Consider the following 25,306-nt stretch of genomic DNA (forward strand, 5'->3'; position numbering starts at 1 on the left):
GTCACGATCCGGTATCGCCGGCGGTGAGGCCCCTTGACGCCTCACGGCGCGGGAGTGACAGTCGAGCCACCATCGTTGAACCGGTTCGCCCGATCCGGCGGCTGTTGTCAGGTCCCCTTGTGCCATTCCGGCCTGCTCCGCACCGCCGATCGTCGAACCGGTTCGATGACGACGGGACGAACCAGGAGGGTGGGCGTGGCGACGATCGGAGACGTGGCCAGGGAGGCCGGGGTGAGCCGCAGCACCGCGTCGTACGCGCTGTCGGGCAAGCGGCCCATCTCCGAGGAGGTGCGCCGGCGCGTGCTGGCCGCCGCCGAGGCGCTCGCGTACACGCCGAACGCCGGCGCCCGCGCCCTCGCCACCGCCCGCACCGAGGTCCTCGGCCTGCTCGCCCAGTTCCACGAGGACGAGTTCGCCCCGGCCATGATGCAGTACATCCTCGGCGTCACGAACACCGCCCGCGACCTGGGCTACGACACGCTGCTGGTCACCGAGGCCGACGGGGTGCGGGCGCTGCGCCGGGTCACCGACTCCCGCATGGTCGACGGCGTCGTCCTCATGAACATCGCCCAGGAGGACGCCCGGCTGCCCGTCCTGCGCGCCGCCCCGCAGCCCGGCGCGCTGGTGGGCCTGCCCGGCGACTGCTCGGGGCTGGACGTGTTCGACCTCGACTTCGAGGAGGCCGGGCGGGTCATGGTGGACCACCTCCACCGGCTCGGCCACCGCGAGCTCATCCTCGTCTCGCAGCCGGAGCACGTGGTCGAGCGGGGCGGCGCGTACGTGTGGCGGCTGCGCGACGCCGCGCTCGGCCGCGCCCGCAGCCTCGGCGTCACCCTGCACGCCGTCTACGGCGAGTCCCGGCAGCCCGCCGTGGGCCGTCTGCTCCACGGCCTGCTCGACGCCTGGCCGGCGGCGACCGGGCTGCTGATCAACAACGAGGCGGCCGCGGCGGCGCTGCCCTCGGTCACCTACGAGAGGGGGTGGCGGGTGCCCGAGGACCTGTCGGTCATCGGCCGTTACTCCGCGGAGTTCGCGGCGACGTTCTCCCTGCCCTACTCGTTCGTCGAGAGCGCGCCTGACCGCCTCGGGTCCATGGCGGTGCGGCAGCTCGTGCGCCGTGTGGAGTCCCCGGCGGCCAGGAGGGAGCCGTACGTGGTGCGTTTCATCTCGCCCGAGCTGGTCTCCAGAGGCAGCACCGCGCCCCCGCGTTCCCGCTGATGTCCCCCCGCAGCCCCCCCGGCCGCCGCCACGCCACGAAATGTTAGCGCTAACACAACCGCCACCCAGCAGCCCGCCCCACCGCCCCGACCACCCCGTTCGCCCGGTTCGCCCGGTTCGCCCCGAAGGAGTCGTCCCCCTTACCCACGAAGGAGAGTGCCGCTCATGTCCCGCATCCGCGTGCTCGCGTCAGCCCTCGTCGTCCCCTTGGTGGCCATGGCAGCCGCCGTGACGACCGGCACCGCACCGGCCGCGGCGGCCGGCTCGACGCTGACCGTCGACGTCGCCCGCCCGTTCCGCCCCGTCACCCACGCCGCCACCGGCGGCCTCTACGGCCTCGCGGAGAACTCCCGCCCGGCCGACTCCACCCTCCTCCCGCTCAAGGTGAACTCGCTCACCCAGCCCGCCCCCGGCGTCGGCCAGCGCCCCAACGGCCAGCCGCCCGGCGGCGACTCCCTGCTGATCGCCCCGCAGGCCGACCGTGTGGGCGCCGGCCAGTACATCCGCATGCCCGACATCTACCCCGACTTCCCCTACCGGTGGGTGAGCTGGAACGACTGGCTGGCCAAGGTCGACACCATGGTCAGGGCCAGGCTCGCCGCCACCACCGTCACGAACGTCCTCGGCTGGGAGCTCTGGAACGAGCCCGACTACACCTGGAACACCGCCGCCGCCGGCCCGTTCAACGACGGCTGGGTCCGTACGCACCGGGCGGTCCGGGCGCTCGACCCGCTCACGCCGATCGTCGGCCCCAGCACCGCCACGTACAACCGCTCGTGGATGCAGGCGTTCCTGACCCGCGCCAGGGACACCGGCACGCTGCCCGACATCATCTGCTGGCACGAACTGGACAACCCCGGCAGGATCGCCGCCGACATCGCCGACTACCGCAACCTGGAGTCCTCGCTCGGCATCAGCCCGCGCCGCCTGTCCATCAACGAGTACGCCGCCCCCGCCGAAGTGGACGTCCCCGGCCGCATCGCCAGCTACGTGGCCAAACTGGAACGCGGCGGCGTCGAGTCCGCGCACCGCGCCTTCTGGTACGAGTACGGCACCATGAACGGCCTCGTCGTCAACAACTCCCAGCCGACCGGCACGTGGTGGCTGTACAAGTGGTACGGCGACATGGCCGGCTCCATGGTCACCACGACCACCAGTTCGACCGCCCTGGACGGCTTCGCCGCCTACGACGCCACCCGCAGGACCGTCAACGTCGTCTTCGGCAACGAGGCGGGCACCAACACCGTCAACCTCACCGGCCTCGGCGCGCTCGGCTCCAGCGTCCGCGTCACGCTGCTGTCCACCCCGTCCAGCGGCCGCTTCACCGCCGTGACCGCCCCCACCACGCTCTCCACGACCACCCGTACGGTCACCAACGGCCAGCTCAGCGTGTCCGTGCCGAACATGGCCGCGACCAGCGCCTACCAGCTCCTCGTCGAGCCGGTCTCCGGCGTCCCCGCCTACCAGCAGCGCTACGAGGCCGAGAACGCCTCGGTGTTCCGCGCCCAGCGGCTGACCTCCTCCAGCGCGTCGGGCGGCGGCTACGTGGGCCGCATCGACAACTCCGGCACCCCGCGCACCGACAGTTACGTGGACTTCGTCGTCAACGTGCCGGCCGCACGCGCGTACACGATGACCATCGGCTACGCGAACGCCACCGGCGCCACCGCCACCCAGGGCCTCGCCTACAACGGCGGCGCCTGGACCACGGTCAGCTACCCGCCGACCTCCGCGTGGGGCCAGTTCGGCGCCACGGTCAGCACCACGGTGAGCCTGCGGGCCGGCTACAACGTCATCCGCCTGGCCAAGGGGTCGCCGTACTTCGCGGGCGGCACCGGATACGCCGAGCTGGACTACATCCAGCTCATCTGACGCTACTCAGCGGCAGCGAGAGCCCGGCCCTGGCGGCCCGCGACGGTCACGGAAGCGCAACCGGAGCGGGCCGCCTGCTCTACCGCCGCCTTCAGGTCGTAAAGCCCGGCGGCCTCCGGTCCCGCCGCCGTGGCCGGAGGCCCTTTACCGGCTTCTCCTCCTGTCACGATGCATCGCGCGGAGGACATCGGCATCCCTCGACGAACGCCGGCGCTCGTTGGCCTGCCCTTTTGCCCTGGTGATGCCGGGTCTTACGGTCCTCACCGTACTCCTACCGCGCTCAAAATAAGGGCAGCCCAGCCTTTGCCGCGACGGGATCAAGGACGCTGGGGCGGCGTCCTAGCGTGGGAGTCGTTCGGGCCGAGACCCGGTGTCCGCTCAGGACCCGGAATGGCCCTCCATCCAACCTCAGCGGAAGGTGATCTGGCATGACCAGCGTCAAGAACCTCCTCGCGGCCGCAGCGATGACGGCTTCGGCCCTTGCCGTCCCGGTGGCGGCCTCGGCTCCGGCCTCTGCCGCCGAACCCACCGCCCAGCGCGCGACGACGACGGAAAGCCTCACCACCGAGAAGCCCTGCAGGTTCCACCGCAACCCGGCCCGGTGCCGTGCCATCCGCGGCGGCGGCGGCGGAGGTGGCGGCGGCGGTGGCGGTGGCGGTGGTGGCGGCGGTGGCGGTGGCGGCGCCAACGTCGACATCAACAACCAGAACGTCAACCAGGCCGGCGGCGGTGGCGGCGGCGGAGGTGGCGGCGGAGGCGGCGGCGGCGGTGGCGGCGGCGGCGGTGGCGGCGGCGGTGGCGGCGGCGGAGGCGGCGGCGGTGGCGGCGGCGGAGGCGGCGGCGGAGCCCGCTGATCCACCGATCAACGCCAAGCAGCCAAGCCGAACCAAGCCGACCGACCAACCCGACCACCGAACCGACCCGAGCATCGAACCGACCAAGCCGACCAACCGTTCAACCGACCGACCGAACGACCGTCGAACACCGAACGGTCGAACGACCGACCAAGCCGACCGACCAAGCTGATCGATCGAGCCGAGTCAGGCCACGCCGCGGCCGTCTCGCTCACAACATCTGATCACCGCCACAGAGATCGAGAGGGTCGCACCGCCGCCGGTGCGACCCTCTCCTCACCACCTGCACGTCCTGCACGCCCTGCACCCCTGTGGGCCCTGCCCCCTTCATCCGCCTTCACGTGCCTTCAGGCGCCTTCACACGCCTTCGCGCCATCGCGACCGAGCCCCCGGCCCGCCCTCAACCGACTGACCAGGAAGTGTCGGTGACGGTTGCCATGATGGCCCCATGACCGAGACGCCCCCCTTCACCACGCCGGCCGACGCCACGGCATACGCCAAGGCCGTCCGGCTCGCCGTCGACTCCGCCGCGGCCTACTACGCCGACGGCACCTCGACGCTCGACGACGACGCCTACGACCGGCTGGTCCGCGGCATCGCCGCCTACGAGGAGGAGCACCCCGACGAGGTGCTGCCCGACTCGCCCACCGGCAAGGTGGCGGGCGGGGCCGTCGTGGGCGACGTGCCGCACACGGTGCCCATGCTGAGTTTGGACAACGTGTTCGGCCCCGAGCAGCTCGCCGACTGGGCGGCCTCGCTGGAGCGGCGACTCGGCCGCCCGGTGACGGCGTGGAGCGTGGAGCCCAAGCTCGACGGCCTGGCGATCTCGGCCCGCTACCGCCGCGGCCGGCTCGCGCAGCTCGTCACACGCGGCGACGGGATCGCGGGGGAGGACGTCTCGCACGCCATCGGCACCGTCGTCGGCCTGCCCGACCGGCTGGCCGAGCCGGTCACCGTGGAGCTGCGCGGCGAGGTCATGATGACCACCACCCAGTTCGAGGAGGCGTGCGCCAAGCGGCGGGCGCACGACGGCACCACGTTCGCCAACCCGCGCAGCGCGGCGGCGGGCACGCTGCGGGCGCAGGACCGCCCCTACGTCTGCGAGCTGACCTTCTTCGGCTACGGCGCGCTGCCCCGGCCCGACGACGACTCCGCGCAGGCCGCGCGCCTGCGCGAGCTGCCGCACAGCCAGGTCATGGAGTGGGTGGCCGCGCAAGGAGTGCAGACCACGGCCGCCACGCCGGTCGCGGGCATCGTCGCCGGCACGCTGGAGCGCGTCCAGGAGCGGGTGGGCGAGATCGCGGCGGTCCGGGCCGAGCTGCCGTTCGGCATCGACGGCATCGTGATCAAGTGCGATCTGGCCGCCGACCAGGCGCAGGCGGGGTTCAGCTCGCGCGCGCCGCGCTGGGCGGTGGCCTACAAGCTGCCCGCCACAGAAAAGATCACCAAGCTGCTGGCCGTGGAGTGGAACACGGGCCGCACCGGCGTCATCGCCCCGCGCGCCGTGCTGCAGCCGGTCGAGCTCGACGGCAGCCTCGTCACGTACGCGACCCTGCACAACGCCTCCGACATCGCCCGCCGCGGCCTCATGATCGGCGACAGCGTCACCGTCTACAAGGCGGGCGACGTCATCCCGCGCGTCGAGGCGCCGGTCGTCCACCTGCGCACCGGCGACGAGCGGCCCATCGACATCCCCCAGGTCTGCCCGTCGTGCGGCGACGCGATCGACGCCTCCCAGGAGCGGTGGCGCTGCGTGCGCGGGCGCGCCTGCCGCGCGATCGCCTCCATCGTCTACGCCGCCGGCCGCGACCAGCTCGACATCGAGGGCCTGGCCGAGAACCGCATCAGGCAACTCCTCGACGCCGGTCTCATCGCCGACTTCGCCGACCTGTTCTTCCTGACCCGTGAGCAGTTGCTCGGCCTCGAACGCATGGGCGCCACCAGCACCGACAACCTCCTGGCCGCCCTCGACCGGGCCAAGGGCCGGCCGCTCAGCCGGGTGTTCTGCGCGCTGGGCGTACGCGGCACGGGCCGGTCCATGAGCCGCCGCATCGCCCGCCACTTCGCCACCATGGACGCGATCCGCGCCGCCGACCCCGACGCCATCCAGCAGGTGGACGGCATCGGTCCGGAGAAGGCGCCGGTGGTGGTGGACGAGCTGGCCGAGCTCGCCCCGCTCATCGACAAGCTCATCCGCGCGGGCGTCAACATGACCGAGCCCGGCGCCACCCCGCCCACCGGGGAAGCCGGGAAGACGGCGGCGGGCGAGCAGCCGGGGGACGCGCAGGCAGCGGACCCGGGGACGACGGCGGCGCTGCCGCTGGCCTCGATGTCGGTGGTGGTCACCGGCACGATGACCGGGCCGCTCGCGGCGCTGTCGCGCAACGAGGTCAACGAGCTGATCGAGCGGGCCGGCGGCAAGGCCTCCTCCAGCGTGTCCGCCAGGACGTCCCTGCTGGTGGCGGGGGGGAAGGCAGGCTCCAAACACACCAAGGCCCAGCAGCTCGGCGTACCGATCACCACCCCGGAGGAGTTCGCCGCCCTCGTCGCCCCCCTGCTGGAGTCGCCGCTCGGATGATCGACGGCACGCGGGGACGGCCGTCACGCCGCCCCCCGCTGCAGTCGCCGCTCGGGTGGTCGACGGCACGGGGGGACGGTTGTCCCGCCGCGCCCGGTGCACCCCGTCCTCCCTCCGACTTGGCGTAGGGAGGACGGGACGAGCCCTCGACGAGGTCGGCAATCCTGGGCGAGGCGAGCCGTCCTCGGGGTTGACCGCGAGGACGCGCCCCGCACCGTACGGCTCCGCTGCGTCGGCAGGAACGCGGACGTCGGCTCAAGCCGGCAGGCCGGCCGCGCACCTTCGCCCCGCGCAGGGCGTCCTTCAGGGCCTGTAATCGACCGGCCCCATGACCGGCTCCTCGAAAGGCCGGTGGACGCCCGATACGGTGTTCGACTGGTCAGGTAGAGGATTATCTGCCTCCGGCGGACCGCCGCCCCCCCCGAGTGGAAAAAGCCTCCCAAAAGGAGGAGGATCCTCCGTCCGGTGACAAAAGGACGCTCCTGCCTCTTGGGAGGCTGCTTTCAGTTCCCGCCCGCAACCGTCCTGAGGGCGATCAGGAGGATGAACAGCGGGATGGTCATACTCGTTCCGAGAACGGCGAGTATGAGGCACAAGCGGACGGTCCGGGCCTTGCTTTCCAGGGCGTCCCGGACCGTCCGTCCGAATTCGTACGCCACGCTCGGAGGATCATCCTCTTCCTTGTCGCCATTTGTCATGACGAGACAGTCCCGTACCGGCGCCCTGACATGCAACAATGTGAGAATTGTTCAAGCGTGATAATCATCCGCCGAGACTGATAATCATGATCTGCGGGGTGTGATTCTTGAAACTTCCGGCTATTGGAGGCCGGAGCGGACCGAGGTGATGCGGCGGGTGTTGAAGCCGAGCCAGTGCATCCGCCCCACATACCGCGCGTGCTCCACCTTGAGGCAGCGGTCCATGACCACGGTCACGCCGCCGTCCTCGGCGATCCGCGCACCCTCCTCGTTGATGACGCCGAACTGGCACCAGAGGGCGGCGGCGCGGATCGACACGGTCTCCCGCGCGAGGTCCGGCAGTGCGTCGGGGGCGCGGAAGACGTTGACCAGATCGACCGGCACGGGCACGTCGAGCAGGCTGGGGTAGCTGGGCTCGCCGAGGATCTCCTTCTCGCGCGGGTTGACCGGGATCACCCGGTAGCCGTGCCGCTTGAGGTAGTAGCCGACGAAGTGGCTGGCCCGCAGCTCGTTGCCCGACAGGCCGACGATCGCGATCGTCCTGGTCGAGTGGAGCACCCGCTGGATCGTCAGCGGGTCCTGGTAGCGTCCGAGCTCGGTCATGCCGTCCCCGCCTTCTTGCCGATCGCCGCGCCGACGCGGGCGAAGCCCTGTTCCAGGTCCCAGATGAGGTCCGCGACGGACTCGGTGCCGACCGACAGCCGCACCGTGCCCGGCCCGACGCCGGCCGCCCGCAGCTCGTCGTCGCCGAGCTGGCGGTGCGTCGTGCTGGCCGGGTGGATGACCAGGCTCTTGGCGTCGCCGACGTTCGCCAGGTGCGACCAGAGCGTCAGGCCGCCGATGAGGCCCTGCCCGCCGGCCCGGCCGCCCGCGCAGTCGAAGGAGAACACCGCGCCCGCGCCGCGCGGGAGGTACTTCTCCACCAGGGGCGCGTACTTGGCGCCCGGCAGGCCGGCGTAGGTCACGTTGGAGGCCAGCTCGTGCCCGTCGAGGTAGGCGGCGACCGCCCGCGCGTTCTCGACGTGGCGGTCCATCCGCAGCGACAGCGTCTCCAGGCCCTGCAGGAACAGGAAGGCGTTGAACGGCGACAGCGCCGCGCCGAGGTCGCGCAGGGTCTCGGCGCGCAGCTTCATCAGGTAGCCGTACTCGCCGAACGTCTCGTGGAAGCGCAGCCCGTGGTAGGCCGGCGACGGATCGGCGATGACCGGGAAGCGCCCGTTGGACCAGTCGAACGTGCCCGCCTCGACGACCACCCCGCCGATGCTGGTGCCGTGGCCGCCGATGAACTTGGTCGCCGAGTGGACCACGATGTCGGCGCCCCACTCGATCGGCCGGCACAGGTAGGGGGTCGCGAACGTGTTGTCCACGATGAGCGGCAGGTCGTGCTCGTGCGCGACGGCCGCCACGGTCTCGATGTCGAGCACGTTGCCGGCCGGATTGCCGATCGTCTCGGCGAAGAACGCCTTGGTGGTGGGCCGCACCGCCTGCCGCCAGGCGTCCGGGTCGTCAGGATCCACCCACGTCAGCTCCACGCTCATCTTGCGCAGCAGGTGCTTGAGCTGGTTGACGGTCCCGCCGTAGAGCGCGGAGGACGACACGACGTGGTCGCCGGGCTGGAGCAGCGTGAAGAGCGCGGCGGCCTGCGCGGCGATGCCGCTGGCGAAGGCCACCGCGCCGCTGCCGCCCTCCAGGTTGGCCACCCGCTCCTCGAACACCGCGACGGTCGGGTTCATGATCCGCGAGTACGTGTTCCCGTACTCCTGGAGGTTGAAGTACGCCGCCGCGGACTCGGGGTCCTCGAAGACGTAGCTGGTGGTCTGGAAGATCGGCACCGCCCGCGCGCCCGTGTTGGGGTCGGGCCGCTGCCCGGCGTGCAGCTGCCGGGTCTCGAAGCCGAACTCGCGAGCCTGTTCGGCGCTGGGAAGGTCGCGGGGAAGGTCGTGAGGGGACTGGTCGGTCACGTGAACCTCTTCGTCGCTGTCATCCGGCTCCGCCGAGGAACCGGCGGATGATGGGGGTCTGGCGCGCCTCTTCGAGCAGGAAGCAGTCGTGTCCGTACGGCGCCTCGATCAGCTCGTACGACACCGGCTTGCCGGCGGCCCGCAGCGCCCGCTCGATCTCCTCGGAAGCCGACGGCGGGTAGAGCCAGTCGGAGCTGAAGGCGATCAGCAGCGTCCGCGCCTCGACGCCGGCCAGCGCCCGCGCGAGCGAGCCGCCGCCGTGCCGCCGGGCGAGGTCGAAGTAGGTCAGGGCACGGGAGAGGTAGAGGTAGGTGTTGGCGTCGAAGCGCTTGACGAAGGTGTCGGCCTGGTGGCGCAGATAGCTCTCCACCTCGAACTCCGGCTCGGTGATGGTGTAGCGGAGGTCGTCGGCGTGCTGCAGCCGCCGGCCGAACTTCTCACCGAGCGCGGGCGCGGACAGGTAGGTGATGTGGCCGACCATGCGCCCGACGCCCATGCCGGCGTCGGGGGCGCGGCCGGTGCCGTAGTAGCGGCCGCCCTGCCAGGCCGGGTCGCGCAGGATCGACTCGCGGGCGATCGCGTTCCAGGCCACGCCTTGCGGGTGGAGGGCGTGCGTGCTGGCGATGGCGACGATGGCGTCCACCTGGCCGGGGTAGCTCACCGCCCATTCGAGTGCCTGCATCCCGCCGAGCGAGCCGCCGGCGACCGCGGCGAGCCGTTCGATGCCGAGGGCGTCCAGGAACGCGCGCTGGGCCCGCACCATGTCCGCGACCGTGATGACCGGGAAGTCCGGCCCGTACGGCCGGCCCGTCGCGGGGTCCACCGAGGACGGCCCCGTCGTGCCGCGGCAGCCGCCGAGCAGGTTCGTGGAGACGACGAAGAACCGGTCGGTGTCGAACGCCTTGCCGGGGCCGATCATGCCGTCCCACCAGCCGAGCGCCTTGCCGCCCGCGCCGTCGCGCTCCTCGGCGCCGAACCCGTCGCGGGTGCCCGCCTCGGCCGGCGCCGCGGACACGCCCGCCGCGTGGGCGTCGCCGCTGAGGGCGTGGCAGACCAGGATCACGTTGTCGCGCCGGGGCGACAGGATGCCGTAGGTCTCGTACGCCACACGGACCTGATGCAGCTCGCGGCCGCAGTCGAGCCGCAGTGGCCGGGGGAGGTCGAGGAGGCGGGTCTCGACGGCGCCCACCGAACCGGCGGCGCCGGGGCGGCCGGCCGCGAGCGTTTTGGCTGGCTGCGACATGCGGCTATGGTAGCCGCCACGCCCGGTGTATGGTCAAATACCTACCGGAATTTCGGGTAGTTAGGGAAGGGTGGAAGCTATGACCACGGTCTCCAACGGCGTGAACGTGCAGGCGCTGCTGGACGCGCGCGAGGCGCTGAAGGACGCTCCCGAGGCCGCGCGGTTCGTCTGGCGGGCCTCCTCCACCTGGCGCAACGGCGTGCACAGCACGACGACGGTCAAGGAGTTCTTCGGGCTCGGCGAGGAGCGCTCCCACCGCAGCGAGGCGGTGTTCGACGCCGACCACCCCGAGGTCTTCGCGGCCGAGGACAACGGCATCACGCCGATCGAGTACCTGCTCGTCGGCCTGGCGAGCTGCCTGACGGCCGGCGTCGCCTCCGTCGCCCAGAACCGCGGCATCCAGCTCCGCTCGGTCGAGGCGCGGCTCGAAGGCACCCACGACATCCGCGGCATCCTCGGTGCCGACAGCGACGTACGCAACGGCTTCGACGACATCAAGGTGACGTTCGAGATCGACGCGGACGCCTCGCGGCAGGACATCGAGGCCCTGGTGGCCCAGTCGCAGAAGCGTTCGGCGGTGTTCGACGCCCTGACGAACCCGACGAACGTCACCGTCGAAGTCGCCTGAGGGCCGAGCCATCACCGAGCAGGTCACGACGGTCGTCATCGGGGCGGGGCACGCGGGCCTCGCCGCCGGCCACTTCCTCACCGCGCGCTCGATCGACCATGTGGTGATCGAGCGCGGCGAGGTGGCCAACTCCTGGCGCCGTGAACGATGGGACTCCTTCCGGCTGCTCACCCCCAACTGGCAGAGCCGCCTGCCGGGCCTCGCCTACGAGGGTCCGGACCCCGACGGCTACATGACCACGAAGGAGGTGACGCAGCTCATCGAGCGCTTCGCCGCGCTCTCCGGCTCCCCCGTACGGACCGGTACGGCCGTCACGTCCGTCCGGCGCGACGGCGACGGATACCTGGTGACGACCGGCGACGGCGAGATCGCCTGCCGGACGGTGGTCGTCGCGAGCGGGGCGTGCAACGTGCCTTCGGTGCCGGCCTTCAGCGAGGCGGTGCCGCCGTCGGTGCGGCAGCTGACGCCGTTCGACTACCGCGAGCCCGGCCGGCTCCCCGAGGGCGGCGTGCTCGTCGTCGGTGCGTCGGCCACCGGCGTGCAACTGGCGGCCGAGCTGCGCGCCTCCGGCCGGCCGGTGACGCTGTCGGTGGGGGAGCACGTCCGCATGCCGCGCACCTACCGGGGGCGCGACGTGCTCTGGTGGATGGACGCCTCCGGCGTGTGGGACCAGCGCCACGACGAGATCGAGGACCTGGAGCGGGCCAGGCGGCTGCCCTCGCCCCAGCTCGTGGGCACGCCCGGGCGCACGACGCTCGACCTCAACGCGCTGACCGCGATGGGCGTCGAGCTCGTCGGCCGCTGGGCGGGCGTGCGGGACGGCCGGGCGCTGTTCTCCGGCGGGCTGCGCAACGTGTTCTCGCTGGCCGACCTCAAGATGGAGCGGCTGCTGGACACGTTCGACGTGTGGGCCCGCGAGCACGGGCGGGACGGCGAGGTCGGCCCGCCCGAGCGGTTCGCGCCGACCAGGGTGCCCGACTCGGCGCGCTGGCAGCTCGACCTGGGCAGCGGCGAGATCCGTACGATCGTGTGGGCCACGGGCTTCCGCCCTGACTACCACTGGCTCGACGTGCCGGTGCTCGACGGGAAGGGCCGGCTGCGCCACGACGGCGGCGTGGCCGACAGTCCCGGCCTGTACGCGCTGGGCCTGCCCATGCTGCGGCGGCGCAGGTCCACGTTCATCAACGGCATCGAGGACGACGCCCGCGAGGTCATCGACCACCTCGCGCGCTACTTGGGCGCCCGGCACTGAGCGGCGGCGGCGGGGTGGGCGCGCCCTGGAAGAGGGTGTCCTCGGGCCGCAGCGGCACGTTCGCCTCACGGACGTAGTACGCGGGCCGGGGCGGCGCGAGGCGGTGGACGTAGCGGCCGACCACGGCCACGGCGGCCAGCGTCACCGCCGGCACCAGCAGGTGCGCGCCCGGCAGCCCCAGCGCCGCCGCGACCAGGCCCAGCGCGGCCAGCAGGTAGACCGCGTTCAACGGCCGCCAGGAGAACCCGAAGAACAGCTCGAAGGAGTGCCCCGCCAGCCGGGCCAGCCGCAGCTTGGAACGGCCGGCGTCGCGTTCGCGATGGCTGACCTCGACCAGGGTGTGCCGCGCCCCCACCAGCGGCACCGCGGCCATGAACCACGGCAGCCGCAGCTCCATGATCGTGCGGGCGACGGGGGTGCGGACGAGCCGGAAGGTGGACGCCCCCCGGGGCATCTCGATGCGGAACACCGCCCGCGCCGCCCAGTGCATCCCGGCCGAGCCGAGCCTGCGCACGAGGGGGTCGCGCCGCCGGACCCGGCGGCCGAAGACGACGTCGTAGTGGCCGCCGGCGGCGCCGTCGAGCAGCCGCCAGATCTGCGACGGCGGGACCTGCAGGTCGGCGTCGCACTGGACGGTCCAGGGCTGCCCGGCGTGCCGGAACCCGGCCGCCATGACGGCCTCGATGCCGAAATTGCGGGTGAAGGACAGATAACGCACCCGCGGGTCGGCCTCGGCGAGCGCGCGGATGCGGGCGAGGGAGTCGTCGGTGCTGCCGTCGTCCACGAAGAGGATCTCCAGGTCCTCGATCGCGGCCAGCTCCGCCGTCAGCTCCCGGTAGGCCACCTCGACCTGCGCGCCCTCGTTGAAGCAGGGAACGAGCACGGTCAGTCCGGTCGGTGCGCCAGTCGATGCGCCCGTCATCGCGCCCTCCACAATGCCAGGCCGAGGACGAGCGGGTTCGCCCCCAGCGCGTACACGGCCCCGGCCGCCCCGGCCAGGGAGATCGCCACCACGCCCAGCCCGGCGACGGCGGCCAGGGCGACGACGACCGCCCTGGCGTTGGCCCGCAGGTTCGTGTGCTCGACCACGAACGTGGCGCCGCTCGCCAGCGCCTGCATCGGCAGCAGGGTGAGGGCGAGCACGGCGAGCGCGACCGGCCCGTCCACCCCCCACACGGCCAGCACGATCCCGGCGATCAGCAGCCACAGGGCCGCGCCTGCCGCGGCGAGCCCGGCCATGCGCCGGGCGAGCACCCGCGCCCCGGCCACGCCGCCTCCCGCCACGCGCAGCGAGAGCTGCGGCTGGTAGATGCGCTGCACGGTGTAGAGGATCGACAGCGCGAACCCCCAGCCGAGCGTGACCAGGTAGAGGTCGCCGCTGTGGGCCGCGTACGGGCTGAGCGCCAGCTCCACGAACAGCGCGCCGATCATCGCGTTGTTCATGACGTCGGCCGCGCCCATCAGCAGCACGGTCCCGGCCAGCACGCGGCGCACCCCCGGCCGGGGCCGCGTGCGGCGCGGCAGCCCCGGCAGCAGCGCGACGTTGAGCGCGGTGACCAGCGCCAGCAGCCCGGTCAGGTAGCCGGCCGGGCCGATCCCCGCGAGGAACGCCAGCGCCGCCATCGTGCCCATCCCGACGCCCAGCACGGCGAAGTGCACGGTGTCGCGCGTGTAGTTGCCGAGCGCGCGGTGCAGGGCCACGCCCAGCATGCCGCAGCCCAGCCCCACGTAGTAGGCGACGCCCAGCAGGTAGAGCGTGACCCGCGCGTCCGGGGCGAGCGCCAGCGCGGTCACGGCCGCGAGCGCGGGCGGCAGCGGGACGTAGGCGACCAGCGCGCGGAGCATCCCCACGAGGTCGTCGCGGGTGCGGCGGGCCCGCGGGACGAGCTTCAGCGCCGCCTTCTCGCCGCCGGACTGCACGACCATGCACAGCCAGCCGACCGCGCCCATCACGGCCGCGTAGGCGTTGAAGTCGGGGCGGCTCCAGGCGAGGGCGAGCAGGGCCGCCGAGCCGTACAGCATGAGGCGGAAGACGGCCCGGCCGGCCAGCAGCGTCGTCAGCCGGGACAGGCCGACGCGGTGGGAGACGGCGGTCATCCGGCGTCCAGGTCGGCGATCACGCGCTCGCGCAGCGGGTGCGAGCCGTCCCGCAGCCAGGCCCGCAGGGCGTCCTCGACCGCCTCGGCGCCGAAGCGGTCCAGTACACCGGTGGGCGAGGGCCCCCTCTCCACCTGGAACAGCGCGGCGAAGAACGTCCGCAGCGGGCCGGACTCGAAGCGCTCCGGCAGGGGGAGCAGCTTCCGCACCGCCTCCGGGTCCGGCGCGGCGACCGGCGGCCCGGCCGCCCACGTGTCCGCGCGGCCAGGCCCGGCGAACCAGGCGCGTACGTGCCCCAGCCGCTCGGCCGCCCACGGGTCGTCCGGCGCGAGCCGTTCCCGGGCCAGCCGCAGGTCGTAGCAGGTGGCGTGCAGGGCCGCGCACACCTGGGGGAAGGCGACGGGTTTGGCGGGCAGCTCGCCGGCCGGGACCTCGCTGACCTCCGTCAGCAGCCCGGCGGCGCTCTCGTCGGTCCTGGCCCGCGCCACCAGCGCGTCGAACTCGCGGTACCAGCGGGTCATGGCGGCCCGGTCCGGCGCGGCGTCGTCGTCGTTGTCGCGGATCCACCGGATCATCCGGGCCGGCAGGTACGGCTCCAGCGGATCCCCGGCCACGGACCGGGGCACGACCGGCGCCGCCCTGAAGACGGCCCCGCAGGAGCGGCACGACCGGCGCCGCCCGCGCAGGCGTACGGGGTGCGGGTCCCCGCACTGGACGCAGCGCACCGCGAGGTCCGCCTTCACAGCGGGACCGCCAAGGCGGAGGAGGGCCGCAGCTCGGCGCCCAGGTCCCGTTTGACCTCGGCCTGGCCCTTGCCGAGCACCAGCCCGCGCCGGCCCGACCCGATGGCCCATTCGATCATGCGGACGTACCCGTCGAAGTAGAGGTGCTTGCGCCCGCCCTGCTCGGGCGGGACGGCCCCCCAGCTCAGGCAGACGGGCCAGCCGGGGTGGTCGAGGATGAGGGACAGGCCGAGCAGCCGCCGGCCGTCCCGGTATGTCAGCGCGACGCTCTCGCCGCTGCCGATCAGCGTCTCCAGGTAGGGCAGGGGGAGCGGCGGGGCGGGCGAGAGCCTGCTGCGGTGCTTGAGGTCGTTCTCCGCGCGCAGGCGGGCGGCCTCGTCCGCGCCGACCAGGTCATGGGCCGGGCCGACGCGCACCGACAGCTCGGCGGCGAACGTCTTCGCGCGCCGGCGCAGGGAGTCGCGGCGGCGCGGGTCGAGCACGGCGTACCAGTCGTCGAGGCGCGACCAGGGCAGGGCCAGCCTGGCCAGCGGCGCGGTGGGGAGGCGCAGCCGGAGCGGGCCGGGCAGCAGCGCGTCCTCGCCCGCCGACACCTCGCGCCAGACGGTGCTCCGCCAGCCGGGGCCGAGCGCGCGGCGCACCGCGCGGAGGTAGGCGGCCAGGAGCTCGGGGTCATGCTCGTCCCGCCACCACCAGCCCTTCTGCGAGCGGTTGCCCGGCGCGTGCACGTCCACGACGCCCACCGGGGCACGCCGGGGGCCGGCGTATCTGGCCCGCCGCAGCCTCGGGGCGCGCAGCGAGGCCGCCACCGCGCCCACCGCCCGGCCATCACGCCGCAGCACGGCCAGCATGACCGGGGCCTGGGCGGCCCAGGCGTAGGCGCGCAACAGGTCGTAGCGCCAGGTCACCCGCTGTCCGGCGGCCCGGCGTAACTCCTCCCAGTCGCCGGGCTCCGGGTCGTGCCGCGGATCCAGCAGCTCCACCTTCATCCGAGCGCCCACCGGGGCACCGCCACGAGTCTCATGGGGAGGTATTCGAACCCCAGGGAACGTTTCTCGTCAACGAAGCCGCGTCCGGCGTACAGGCTCTCGGCCTTGCCGGCCACGGCGTGCTCGACGATCCGGGTGTAGCTGTAGAAGAACAGGTCCTTGCGCCCGCCCTCGGCGGGGGTCAGCGCGGCGAACGGCCCGTACATCGGGGTGACCGGGTGGTCGTAGACGACGGCGACGCCGATCAGCCGGTCCTCGTCGTGGTAGGAGACGGTCCAGACGTCGTCGCGCCGGATCAGCTCGGCGAAGTAGGCGGCGGGCAGCGGCAGGCGGCGGTCGAACGCGGCGGCCGGCCGGGCGAGGAGCCGGCCGGCGAGGGCGGCCGGGCCCCTTCCGGCGGGCGCGGGGCGTGAGGTGATCCGGACGGCCTGGCGCTCGTGGAGGTCGGCGAGCTCGGCGGGGTCGAGGTCGGTGCGCCCGGCGCCGGTCTCGACGCGCAGCGTGCCGTCCTGCTCGACGCGCCGGGCCTGGCGGCGCAGCGAGGCGCGGCGGCTGCCGCTCAGCGTGGCGAGCCAGCCGTCGGCGGAGGTCCAGCGCACGGGTAACAGGGTCGTGCCGGGGGAGTGGCGGACGACCGCGCCGCGCCTGGCCACCAGCGGCAGGGCGGGCTCGGTGACCATGCGGTAGACGACCCCGGCCAGCCACGGGCCGAACTCCTTGCGGGCGGCCCGTTCGAATCCCCTGATGACCGCGCGGCCCTCCGCGCCGTCCGGCAGGACCCAGGTGGGGCCGTTGGAGTGGGCGGGCAGGCGTACGTCGAGCAGGAACGGCCCGCGGCCCGACCTGAGCGCTCCGACGGCGCCGACGACGCGCTCCCCGTCGCGGGCCACGCACAGCAGCGGCCTGGCCCAGGAGCCGTCGAAGGAGGCGCGGATCACGTCGTACGACCAGATCGCCGTGAGCTCCCTGGCGCGGCGGAAGTCCTCCCAGCCTGAGGGTTCGGGGTCACGGCCGGGCTGGAAGAAGTCGAACCTCACCGTACGTCCTTGACTGACACGTAATACAACGAATCTGCAACATAGTCATTTGAGTCAAACGATCGCAGTATATGTCTGATTTGATCGTCGCCGCGTCCATGATCGGGCGCTCCGCAACATCCGCCCGCGCACCACCGCAGCGCACGGCACTGACCAGGGGAAAGCATGAAAGTAGGCGTCACAGGGGGCAACGGCTTCATCGGACGTTACGTCTGCGAGGAGTTAGCCGCCCGCGGCCACACCCCGATCGTCTTCGACCACCGCCAGCGTGGCACGGGCACGTACGAGTTCATGCTCGGCGACATCAGGGACGCCACGGCCATGGTCGAGCTGGCCGCCCACGCGGACGCGATCATCCACCTGGCGGCCGTGCTCGGGACCCAGGAGACCATCGACAACCCGCGTCCCGCGGCCGAGACCAACCTCGTCGGCGGCCTCAACTTCCTCGAAGCCGTCGCCCAGTACGACCTGCCCGGCGTCTACATCTGCGTCGGCAACCACTGGATGGACAACAGCTACTCCATCTCCAAGACCGCCGTCGAGCGCTTCGTGCGCATGTTCAACGCCCACCGCGGCACCCGCGTCAACCAGGTCAGGGTCGTCAACGCCTACGGCCCGCGGCAGATGGCCGCGCCGCCGTTCGCGCCCGGCAAGGTCCGCAAGATCACCCCCGCCGTCGTCTGCCGCGCGCTGTCCGGCATGCCGGTCGAGCTCTACGGCGGCGGCGCCCAGATCTCCGACATGGTCTGGGTCGGCGACGTCGCGAGGGGCCTCGTCTCCGCCCTGGAGACCGCCGCCGAGCAGGGCCCGCTCAAGCACGTCGTGGAGGTCGGCCCCGCCGAGTCCACCAGCATCCGCGCCGTCGCCGAGATGATCATCGACATGTGCGTGGAGCGCGGCTACGACCGCGTCCCGATCGTCGACCTGCCCATGCGGCCCGGTGAGACCCCGGAGACCGCCGTCACCGCCGACCCGCAGACGCTGCGGTCGGTCGGCATCGACCCCGCCACGCTCGTCTCGCTGCCGGAGGGCATGGCCAAGACCGTCGACTGGTTCATCGAGAACCGCGGCACGCACTGGAGCCCGCCGCGATGAGGCACCTGGTCATCCTGGGCGGCTCGGACGGCACGGTCAGTGCCTTCCGGGCCGCCCGGCGGCTGGGCCTCGCCACGATCTGCGTGGACATGCGGCCGGACGCGCCCGGCGTCGCCGAGGCCGACGAGTTCCTGCACCTCAGCACCCGCGACGTCCCCGCCGTCGCGGACGCCCTGCGGGGCCGCGCCGGTCTCGCCGGGCTGCTCGCCCCCGGCAGCGACATCAACCTCCCGTCGCTGGTCGAGCTGGCCCGCCTGCTCGGCCTGCCGTGCGGCCTGACGGACGCGACGCTGCGCGCCTCGACGGACAAGCTCCACTTCCGCGAGGTGTGCGAACGGCTCGGCCTGCCCGGACCCCGCTACTGGGACGGGAACGCCGACCCGGCGCTCCGGCCGCCGCTGCCGGTCATCGTCAAGCCCGTGGACTCCGGCAGCTCGCGCGGCATCACGATCTGCCGCGAGCCCGGCGAGCTGCCGGCGGCGATCGCGCACGCGAAGGAGGTCTCCCCGAGCGGGCGGGCCGTCATCGAGGAGCTGCTGACCGGCGAGGACCTCTGCGCCGAGGCCATGCTCCAGGACGGCAGGATCGCCCTGCTCGGCCTGAGCAGGCGCGTCACCGCGCCGCCCGCGGTGGTGGCCGTCGGGCACGACATGGCGCCCGCCGACGACGTCCTGGAGAAGGAGGTCGTCCGGCAGCTCGAACTCGTCTGCGGCGACCTCGGCTACCGCGACGGCCCGCTGAACGTCGATCTGTTCGTAGACGGCGGGCAGGTCACCCTCGTCGAGATGGGCGCGCGGATCGGCGGCAACGGCCTGGGCGAGGCCCTCGGGCTCATGCACGGCGTGGACACGGTCGAGGCCACCGTGCGGCTCGCGGTCGGCGAACGTCCCGACCTGACCCCGGCCCGGCGCGGCCCCGCCCACGTCCGGGTGCTGCGCGCGCCCTCGGCGGGGACGCTCGTCTCCATCGACGGCCTGGAGTCGCTGCCGGACGGTGCCGAGGTGGTCGTGGTGGCCCGGCCGGGCGACCACGTCGTGCCCTACACCGAGTGCCGGGCCAAACTGGGCTACGTCGTGGACCGCGAACCGGCCGACCTCGACGCGCTGATCAGGGTAGATGTCCGCTAGCGCGTCCGCTTCCCGGTCGCCGGGCGGGTTCTCCGGGGTCCTGTGGCGGCTGGCGTACCGGCGGGCCGTGCGGGCGGCCTTCGCCCGCGTGCCCTTCTACCGCGACCAGTGGGTGCGGGCCGGGCGGGAGCTCGGCGAGCCCGAGCCCACGCCGAGCGCGGACCTCGCGGGGCAACTGCACCGGCTGTGCCCGTTCGGGGCGCCGTACGACGCGGGCGCGGAGCCCAGCCTGTGGATCGGCCCCGCCGCCGACCTGCGGGCCGCGCTCCGCACGGCCGGCGTACGCGGGCGGGCGCCCGTGCTGGAGGTGGGCCCCGCGGTGCTCGACCGGCGCGCGCTCGGCCCGTTCCGGCGCTACGGCGTGCTGCTGGCCGCGGGCGCCAAGGTCAGGAACGAGCGACGGCGGCGGGAGCTCAACGAGCCCGCGCTCCGCCTCGCCGCCGGCGCCGGGCGGGCGGTCCTGGTGGGCGAGCGCGCCGCCGTGGCCGAGTTCCTGCCCGCGCTCGCCGGGATCGAGACCCGCGTCCTGATCCGCGGCAACCTGGATGCCGACGGGGAGCTGGTCCACGACCCGCATCTCGGCTACTACGCCGCACGCGCGGGGTGCGGCCACCTTCACCTGCTGTGGCGGCGCTTCCACGCGCGGACGACGGCGGACGGCACACCGGCCGTCACCGCGCTGCGCAGGCGCAGGCCCGTCCTGGTCGACGTGGTGCCCGACGGCGCCGCCACGCTCGGACGCTGCCCCGTCCACGGCGCCCCGATCCTTGGAGTCCTACCGTGATCAGAGCCAACCTGGTGACGCTCGTGATGGGCGTCGTGGCCGTCGCACTGGCCGGGCTGGTCCGTTTCGTCCTGCCGTACGAGCAGGACATCACCACCCTGTGGGGCTTCCTCGTGAAGCTCACCCCGCAACTGGCCGCCATCGTCGCGGTCGCCTGGCTGGACGTGGAGACGGCCCGCCGGCTGCGCCTGCACCTGCTCGTCCTTCCCGCGCTCTTCCTGGGCTTCCTGCTGTACTTCGTGCCCGCGACCTTCATCAGGGCGATGGACATCGAGGACGGATCGGGCACCTTCGAGGACCTCTACCTGCATGTCGTGGTGTTCGTGCCGTTCCTCGTCGTCGCGCTGCTGCTGGCGTACCGGCTCGGGGGCGGCTCGCGCGAGGGCGTGCTGCGGACGGGCGTGGCCATGTCGATCCTGCACGTGTCCGGGCTGGAGGACCTGGTCGCGGTCTCCATGAACCGCCGGCTCGACGCGATCCCGGAGGTGTGGGCGTGGGCGGACCACATCACCGTGCGGCTCGGCCATCCGGCGACCAAGGCCGAGGCGTACGCCTTCATCGCCGCGCACGTCGTGGCGGCGCTGCTCGTCCTGTTCCTCCCGCGCCGCCTCTTCCGCCGCCGGACGGCTGCAACACCCCCTGCAACTCCTGACAGGCCGCTTGACACCTGAGTCACCCCTCCTGGAGCGTCGTGCTGGACGGGGCGCGCTCGGCGGTGACGCGCAGCTCCCATGCCGGGTCTCTTCATCACCCCGACCGGAGGACGCCATGACAGCAGCCACCACCCCCGCCGCACGCCCGTCCGGAGGGCGGCGCAGGATCGCCGCCGCCCTCGCCGTGCTCCTGGGCGCCGCCGGAGCCGCCGTCGCCTCCGGCGGGGCCCCGGCGTCCGCCGCCGCGTGCGGCGACGGCTCCTTCCAGTCGCAGGTGACGGTCAGCGGCAGCACCTGGACGGCCCGCGACAGCGCCGGCGGCACCGTCTACAGCGGCACCGACTTCCGTGCCGCCGTCCAGGCCGGCATCGGCAGCCTCACGGCCGGTCGCACCTCCATCCAGCGGGTCGTGGTGCGCGGCAACGGCACGATGAGCGCCGGCAGCCGGATCTCCCTGCCGAGCCACACGTCCCTGTCGGTCTGCGGCACCATCAACGTCACGGGCTCCGGCTCCGGCGACTACGCGCCCGTGTACTCGCGCGGCACCACGAACATCGAGGTCCCCTACCTCAACGTCACCGGCACCCCGGTGTACGGGATCTTCATGCGCAACGTCACCAACGTCTGGCTGGGCCGGCTCGACATGCGGCTCGGCTCCGGCCTCGGGGTGCGCATCGACAACCGCGGCGACACCAGCCAGTGGACCCGCAACGTCCGGGTCGACAACGTGTACGTCCAGGGAGCCAGTTCCCACGCCATGGAGACGTACGGCGTGGACGGCCTGACCGTCGGCACCGTGACGGCGCGCGACGTCGGCGAGTCCGGGCTGCTGCTCAACCAGACCGTCAACGCCACGGTCGGCACCGTGGACGCCGACAACGCCGGCGCCGGCACCGGGTACGCCGCCTTCCGCATGGCCAACCGCAACGGCAGGATCGGCAGCTCCTACCCGAACAACATCCGGGTCGGGACCGTCAAGGCGCGCGGCGGCGGCCGGGGCATCTTCTGCGTCTCCGAGAGCGGCGGCGCCACCGTCGACCGGGTCGACATCGCCGGCACCGGCAACAACTCGGTCCTGGTGGAGAACTGCTACAACGTCGTCATCGCCGGCGTGTCCGGCACGATCAGCGGCGGCGGCGAGGTCAGGATCGCGGCCCGCACGGAGTTCCCGCCGTCGTCGGGCATCAGGTTCCAGAACCTGACGGTCAGCAACACCAACATCCGGTGGAGCCCCTGCACGGGGACGAACAACACGATCTCCAACGTCACCCGCGCCAACTCCACCCTGACCTGGTGCTGACACGGGCGAGCCTGGCGCCGGGCCGCCGGCTCGGCCTAAGATGATCTCGCCTCGGCCGGGCACGGGCCGTCACGCCCGTGCCCGGCCGGACGGCGCACTCGCGGTCCGGAAAGCCCGCGCAGGGTCCCGCGGGCCGCAGTCTCACGGTAGGGAGCCCGGTGCCTGTGGCTGCTACGGCGACTCCTGGGGCCGCCGGCGCCTCACGGCTCATGGCGGCGCCCGCGTTCGTCGGCCGCGCGGCCGAGCTGGCCGCCCTCCAGCGGGCGCTCGCGCAGGGCCCGGCGATCGTCCTCGTCGAGGGGGAGGCCGGGGTCGGCAAGAGCCGCCTGCTGCGGGAGTTCCTGGGGTCGCCGGCCGGGCGGGAGCACCGTAGCCTGGTGGCCTGGTGCCCGCCCTTCCGCGAGCCGTACACCCTGGGCCCGGTCGTCGACGCGGTACGCCAGGCCACCGGCCGGATCGGCGGCCTGCGGCTGAGCGGGCTCGCCGGGGCCCTGCGGCCGCTGTTCCCCGAGTGGGCGGACGAGCTGCCGCCCGCGCCGGACCCGCCCGAGGACGCCCGCGCCGCCCGCCACCTGCTCTTCCGCGCCCTCGCCGAGGTGCTGGACCGCCTCAGGGTGTCGGTGCTGGCGGTGGAGGACGTCCACTGGGCCGACGAGGCGACGCTGGAGTTCCTGCTGTTCCTGGCCGCCCGGCACCCGCCGCCCGCCAGCCTGGTCGTGACCTACCGCGCGAACGACGTCCCACCCGGTTCGCTGTTGCTGCGGCTGTCCGCCCGGCTGCCGGCGGGTGCGGAAGGGCTGCGGCTGGCCGTCGGGCCTCTCGACGTGGCGCGCACCGGCGCGCTGGTGTCGTCGATGCTGGACGACGAGCCGGTCTCCCCGGCGCTCGCGACGCTGCTCCAGCAGCACACCGACGGGATCCCGCTGGCCGTCGAGGAGTCCGTGCGCCTGCTGCACGACCGCGCGGACCTGACCCGCCGCGACGGCGCGTGGGTCCGCCGCCGGCGCACCGAGCTCGACGTGCCGCCGACCGTCCGTGACGCCGTGCTGGAGCGGGTCGCGCGGCTGAGCGGCCCCGCGCGGGCCGTGCTCAGGGCGGCGGCGGTGCTGTCCGTGCCCGCGGACGAGGCCACGCTCGGCGCCGTCGCCGCCGGCCCTCCGCCCCGGCCCGGCGGCCCGGCGGGAGGACCGGCGGGAGGACCGGCGGGAGGACCCGCGGACAGGCCGGCGGAAGGGCTCGCGGAGGCGCTGGCCTGCGGGCTGCTGCGCGAGGACGGCGGTCAGCTCTCGTTCCGGCACGCGCTGGCCTGCAGAGCCGTGTACGAGGCCATCCCCGCCCCCGACCGCCGCGCGGCGCACCTGCGCGCCGGCCGGGCCCTCGCCGTACGGACGCCGCTCCCGGTCTCCCAGCTCGCCCGCCACTTCCGCGAGGCCGGCGACGCGACCACGTGGATGCGGTACGCCGAGCGGGCCGCCGACCTGGCCCTGGCCGCGGCCGACGAGTCCGGGGCCGCGTCCCTGCTGTACGACCTGCTCACGCATCCCCGGCTGGCCGCGTACGACGCCGCCCGGCTGGTCGCCAAGATGCCGTTCTCCTCGTTCACCGGCGACCGCCGTTTCAAGGAGATGGTCAGAGCCCTGCGCGCGGCCCTGGACGCGGGCACGATGTCGCCCGAGCAGGCGGCGGAGACCCGCTGCCAGCTCGCCCGCGTCCTGCTCGTCATGGAGGAGTTCGAGGCCGCCAGGCACGAGATGATCAAGGCGGTCGCCCATCTGCCTCCCGGCTCGCACAGCGCCGCCCGCATGATGGCCTACCTCGGCTGGCCGCGCGAGTCCTCGACCCCGGTCGCCACGCATCTGCGCTGGTTACGGCGGGCGGCCGGGGTCGCCGCGTCGCTGCCGCCGCTCGACCGCATGGGCCTGCTGGTCGAGCGCGTCACCGCGCTGCTGATGCTGGGCGAGGAGGAGGGCTGGACGGAGGCGTCCCGGCTGTGCGGCGACCCGGCCGGCCCGGACGAGGCCCGGCACCTCGGCAAGGGCCGGCTCAACCTGGGCGACGCCGCGGTGCGCTGGGGCCGCTACACCGAGGCCGCCGGTCACCTGGCGGCGGCCGAGGCGATCGCCGAACGCCACGGGTTCCGCCGCTACCCGGGCATCATCCAGGCGACCCGGACCCATCTGGACTGGTTCACGGGCCGGTGGCGGGGGCTGGCCGGGCGGGCCGCGGCGCTCGCGGACGACGACGAGATCCAGCCCGTGACGAGGCTGGAGGCGGTGCTGGTCGCCGGCCTGCTGGACGCGGCGGCGGGCGACCCCGGCGCGGCCGGGCGGTTCGAGCACGTGCTCGCCGAGGCCCGCCGGCGCGGCGCCGCCGAGCTGGTGGCCGAGCCGGCGGCGGCCCTGTGCCGGCTGCTGCTCGCGCGCGGAGCGGTCGGGGAGGCGCTGCTGGTCACCGACGAGCCCGTGCGCCAGGTGGCCGACAAGGGCGTCTGGCTGTGGGCCGCGGACCTCGTGCCCGCCCGTACGCAGGCGCTCGTCGCGGCCGGGCGGGTGGACGAGGCCGCCGGGCTGGTCGCCGCGTTCGCGGGCTGGGTGCGCGGCCGGCCCGCTCCCGCGCCCCGCGCCGGCCTGGCGCTGAGCCGGGCGATCCTGGCCGAGGCCCGCGTCGGGCCGGTGGCGGCGGCGGCCGCGTTCGCCCGCGCGGCGGACGCCTGGCAGCGGCTGCCCCGGCCGTACGACGCGCTGCTCGCCCAGGAGCGGCGGGTCGCCTGCCTGCTCGCGGCCGGCGCGGCCGAGGAGGCCCTTCCCCTGGCGCGGAAGGTGGCGCAGGAGCTGGGCGACCTGGGCGCGCGGTCGGCGGCGGAGCGGGTGGCCGGCCTGCTGCGCGACCACCGGGTGGAGGTACGCGGGCGCGGCCGGCGCGGCTACGGCGACGAGCTGTCGCCGCGCGAGCTGAAGGTCGTCCGCCTGCTCGCGACCGGCATGACCAACAGGGAGATCGCCGTCGTCCTGTCCCGCTCGCCGAAGACCGTCGCCGCCCAGGTCAACTCGGCCATGCGCAAGCTCGGCGTCAGGTCACGCACGGCGCTCGCGGTCAGCGCCGTGGAGTCCGGCCTCGTGTCCTGACAGCAGCCTGCGGCGATCGTCATTTATTAGGTCATCCGACTCATGACAAGGG

Annotated in this window: 21 protein-coding genes; 12 read left to right on the forward strand and 9 right to left on the reverse strand. The window is 73.6% G+C overall.

Annotated elements, in window-relative coordinates:
* The first annotated feature begins 195 nt into the window (after positions 1-195).
* The 4 genes from Nocox_RS12555 (at position 196) to ligA (ending at position 6,522) form a co-directional block, all read left to right on the forward strand.
* A complete protein-coding gene (locus Nocox_RS12555) occupies positions 196-1,218 on the forward strand; it encodes a LacI family DNA-binding transcriptional regulator (RefSeq protein WP_020546073.1) in 1,023 nt (340 codons plus the stop codon).
* Positions 1,219-1,383: 165 nt separating this feature from the next.
* Positions 1,384-3,090 (forward strand): carbohydrate-binding protein, encoded by a 1,707-nt coding sequence (locus Nocox_RS12560; protein ID WP_020546074.1) that lies wholly within the window; start codon positions 1,384-1,386, stop codon positions 3,088-3,090.
* A 428-nt stretch (positions 3,091-3,518) separates the two neighbouring features.
* Positions 3,519-3,944, forward strand: a complete 426-nt coding sequence (locus Nocox_RS12565; protein ID WP_020546075.1) for a hypothetical protein — start codon at positions 3,519-3,521, stop codon at positions 3,942-3,944.
* Positions 3,945-4,392: 448 nt separating this feature from the next.
* On the forward strand, positions 4,393-6,522 hold the full coding sequence (gene ligA, locus Nocox_RS12570) for an NAD-dependent DNA ligase LigA (RefSeq protein WP_020546076.1): 2,130 nt from the start codon (positions 4,393-4,395) through the stop codon (positions 6,520-6,522).
* A 503-nt stretch (positions 6,523-7,025) separates the two neighbouring features.
* Here ligA and Nocox_RS12575 read toward each other — a convergent pair.
* The 4 genes from Nocox_RS12575 to metX form a co-directional block, all read right to left on the reverse strand.
* Entirely contained in the window at positions 7,026-7,220 is a 195-nt protein-coding gene (locus tag Nocox_RS12575; RefSeq protein ID WP_143082087.1) for a hypothetical protein, read from the reverse strand.
* Between the two features lie 120 nt (positions 7,221-7,340).
* The gene (locus Nocox_RS12580) at positions 7,341-7,823 is read right to left on the reverse strand and encodes a CoA-binding protein (protein ID WP_020546078.1); all 483 of its coding nucleotides are present in this window, start codon (positions 7,821-7,823) and stop codon (positions 7,341-7,343) included.
* Positions 7,820-9,181, reverse strand: a complete 1,362-nt coding sequence (locus Nocox_RS12585; RefSeq protein ID WP_020546079.1) for an O-acetylhomoserine aminocarboxypropyltransferase/cysteine synthase family protein — start codon at positions 9,179-9,181, stop codon at positions 7,820-7,822. The genes Nocox_RS12580 and Nocox_RS12585 overlap by 4 nt, the downstream gene beginning before the upstream one ends.
* 19 nt (positions 9,182-9,200) lie before the next feature.
* Complete coding sequence (metX, locus tag Nocox_RS12590; protein WP_020546080.1) at positions 9,201-10,424, reverse strand: homoserine O-acetyltransferase MetX; 1,224 nt, start codon at positions 10,422-10,424, stop codon at positions 9,201-9,203.
* Positions 10,425-10,503: 79 nt separating this feature from the next.
* Here metX and Nocox_RS12595 point away from each other — a divergent pair, with 79 nt between their 5' ends.
* Entirely contained in the window at positions 10,504-11,052 is a 549-nt protein-coding gene (locus Nocox_RS12595) for an OsmC family protein (protein WP_020546081.1), read from the forward strand.
* A 37-nt stretch (positions 11,053-11,089) separates the two neighbouring features.
* The gene (locus tag Nocox_RS12600) at positions 11,090-12,304 is read left to right on the forward strand and encodes an NAD(P)-binding domain-containing protein (RefSeq protein ID WP_051112708.1); all 1,215 of its coding nucleotides are present in this window, start codon (positions 11,090-11,092) and stop codon (positions 12,302-12,304) included.
* On the opposite strand, the gene Nocox_RS12605 is transcribed toward Nocox_RS12600, so the two are convergent.
* Genes Nocox_RS12605 through Nocox_RS12625 form a run of 5 tightly spaced genes read right to left on the reverse strand, consistent with a single transcriptional unit; the run spans position 12,264 to position 17,170 of the window.
* Entirely contained in the window at positions 12,264-13,226 is a 963-nt protein-coding gene (locus Nocox_RS12605; RefSeq protein WP_033410682.1) for a glycosyltransferase, read from the reverse strand. The two genes, Nocox_RS12600 and Nocox_RS12605, sit on opposite strands and share 41 nt — an antisense overlap.
* Positions 13,223-14,401 (reverse strand): hypothetical protein, encoded by a 1,179-nt coding sequence (locus Nocox_RS12610; protein WP_020546084.1) that lies wholly within the window; start codon positions 14,399-14,401, stop codon positions 13,223-13,225. Before Nocox_RS12610 ends, Nocox_RS12605 begins: the two co-directional genes overlap by 4 nt.
* The gene (locus tag Nocox_RS12615) at positions 14,398-15,144 is read right to left on the reverse strand and encodes a hypothetical protein (RefSeq protein ID WP_020546085.1); all 747 of its coding nucleotides are present in this window, start codon (positions 15,142-15,144) and stop codon (positions 14,398-14,400) included. Before Nocox_RS12615 ends, Nocox_RS12610 begins: the two co-directional genes overlap by 4 nt.
* Positions 15,141-16,145 carry a GNAT family N-acetyltransferase gene (locus tag Nocox_RS12620; RefSeq protein WP_157383352.1) on the reverse strand — a complete coding sequence of 335 codons (1,005 nt, stop codon included), beginning with the start codon at positions 16,143-16,145 and terminating at the stop codon, positions 15,141-15,143. Before Nocox_RS12620 ends, Nocox_RS12615 begins: the two co-directional genes overlap by 4 nt.
* Positions 16,130-17,170: a GNAT family N-acetyltransferase gene (locus tag Nocox_RS12625; RefSeq protein WP_020546087.1), complete on the reverse strand. Its 1,041-nt coding sequence runs from the start codon at positions 17,168-17,170 to the stop codon at positions 16,130-16,132. The genes Nocox_RS12620 and Nocox_RS12625 overlap by 16 nt, the downstream gene beginning before the upstream one ends.
* A 165-nt stretch (positions 17,171-17,335) precedes the next feature.
* Here Nocox_RS12625 and Nocox_RS12630 point away from each other — a divergent pair, with 165 nt between their 5' ends.
* From Nocox_RS12630 to Nocox_RS12655, 6 genes are all read left to right on the forward strand, one after another.
* A complete protein-coding gene (locus Nocox_RS12630) occupies positions 17,336-18,265 on the forward strand; it encodes an NAD-dependent epimerase/dehydratase family protein (RefSeq protein ID WP_020546088.1) in 930 nt (309 codons plus the stop codon).
* The gene (locus tag Nocox_RS12635; RefSeq protein WP_020546089.1) at positions 18,262-19,392 is read left to right on the forward strand and encodes an ATP-grasp domain-containing protein; all 1,131 of its coding nucleotides are present in this window, start codon (positions 18,262-18,264) and stop codon (positions 19,390-19,392) included. Before Nocox_RS12630 ends, Nocox_RS12635 begins: the two co-directional genes overlap by 4 nt.
* Positions 19,382-20,176 carry a hypothetical protein gene (locus Nocox_RS12640; RefSeq protein ID WP_020546090.1) on the forward strand — a complete coding sequence of 265 codons (795 nt, stop codon included), beginning with the start codon at positions 19,382-19,384 and terminating at the stop codon, positions 20,174-20,176. The genes Nocox_RS12635 and Nocox_RS12640 overlap by 11 nt, the downstream gene beginning before the upstream one ends.
* Positions 20,173-20,847, forward strand: coding sequence for a hypothetical protein (locus Nocox_RS12645; protein ID WP_020546091.1), 675 nt, complete (start codon positions 20,173-20,175; stop codon positions 20,845-20,847). The genes Nocox_RS12640 and Nocox_RS12645 overlap by 4 nt, the downstream gene beginning before the upstream one ends.
* Positions 20,848-20,944: 97 nt before the next feature.
* Positions 20,945-22,129 carry a hypothetical protein gene (locus Nocox_RS12650; RefSeq protein WP_157383353.1) on the forward strand — a complete coding sequence of 395 codons (1,185 nt, stop codon included), beginning with the start codon at positions 20,945-20,947 and terminating at the stop codon, positions 22,127-22,129.
* Between the two features lie 164 nt (positions 22,130-22,293).
* Positions 22,294-25,254 (forward strand): helix-turn-helix transcriptional regulator, encoded by a 2,961-nt coding sequence (locus tag Nocox_RS12655; RefSeq protein WP_033410596.1) that lies wholly within the window; start codon positions 22,294-22,296, stop codon positions 25,252-25,254.
* Positions 25,255-25,306: the final 52 nt, after the last annotated feature.

It is taken from the genome of Nonomuraea coxensis DSM 45129, from assembly GCF_019397265.1.
In the GTDB taxonomy this organism is placed as follows: domain Bacteria; phylum Actinomycetota; class Actinomycetes; order Streptosporangiales; family Streptosporangiaceae; genus Nonomuraea; species Nonomuraea coxensis.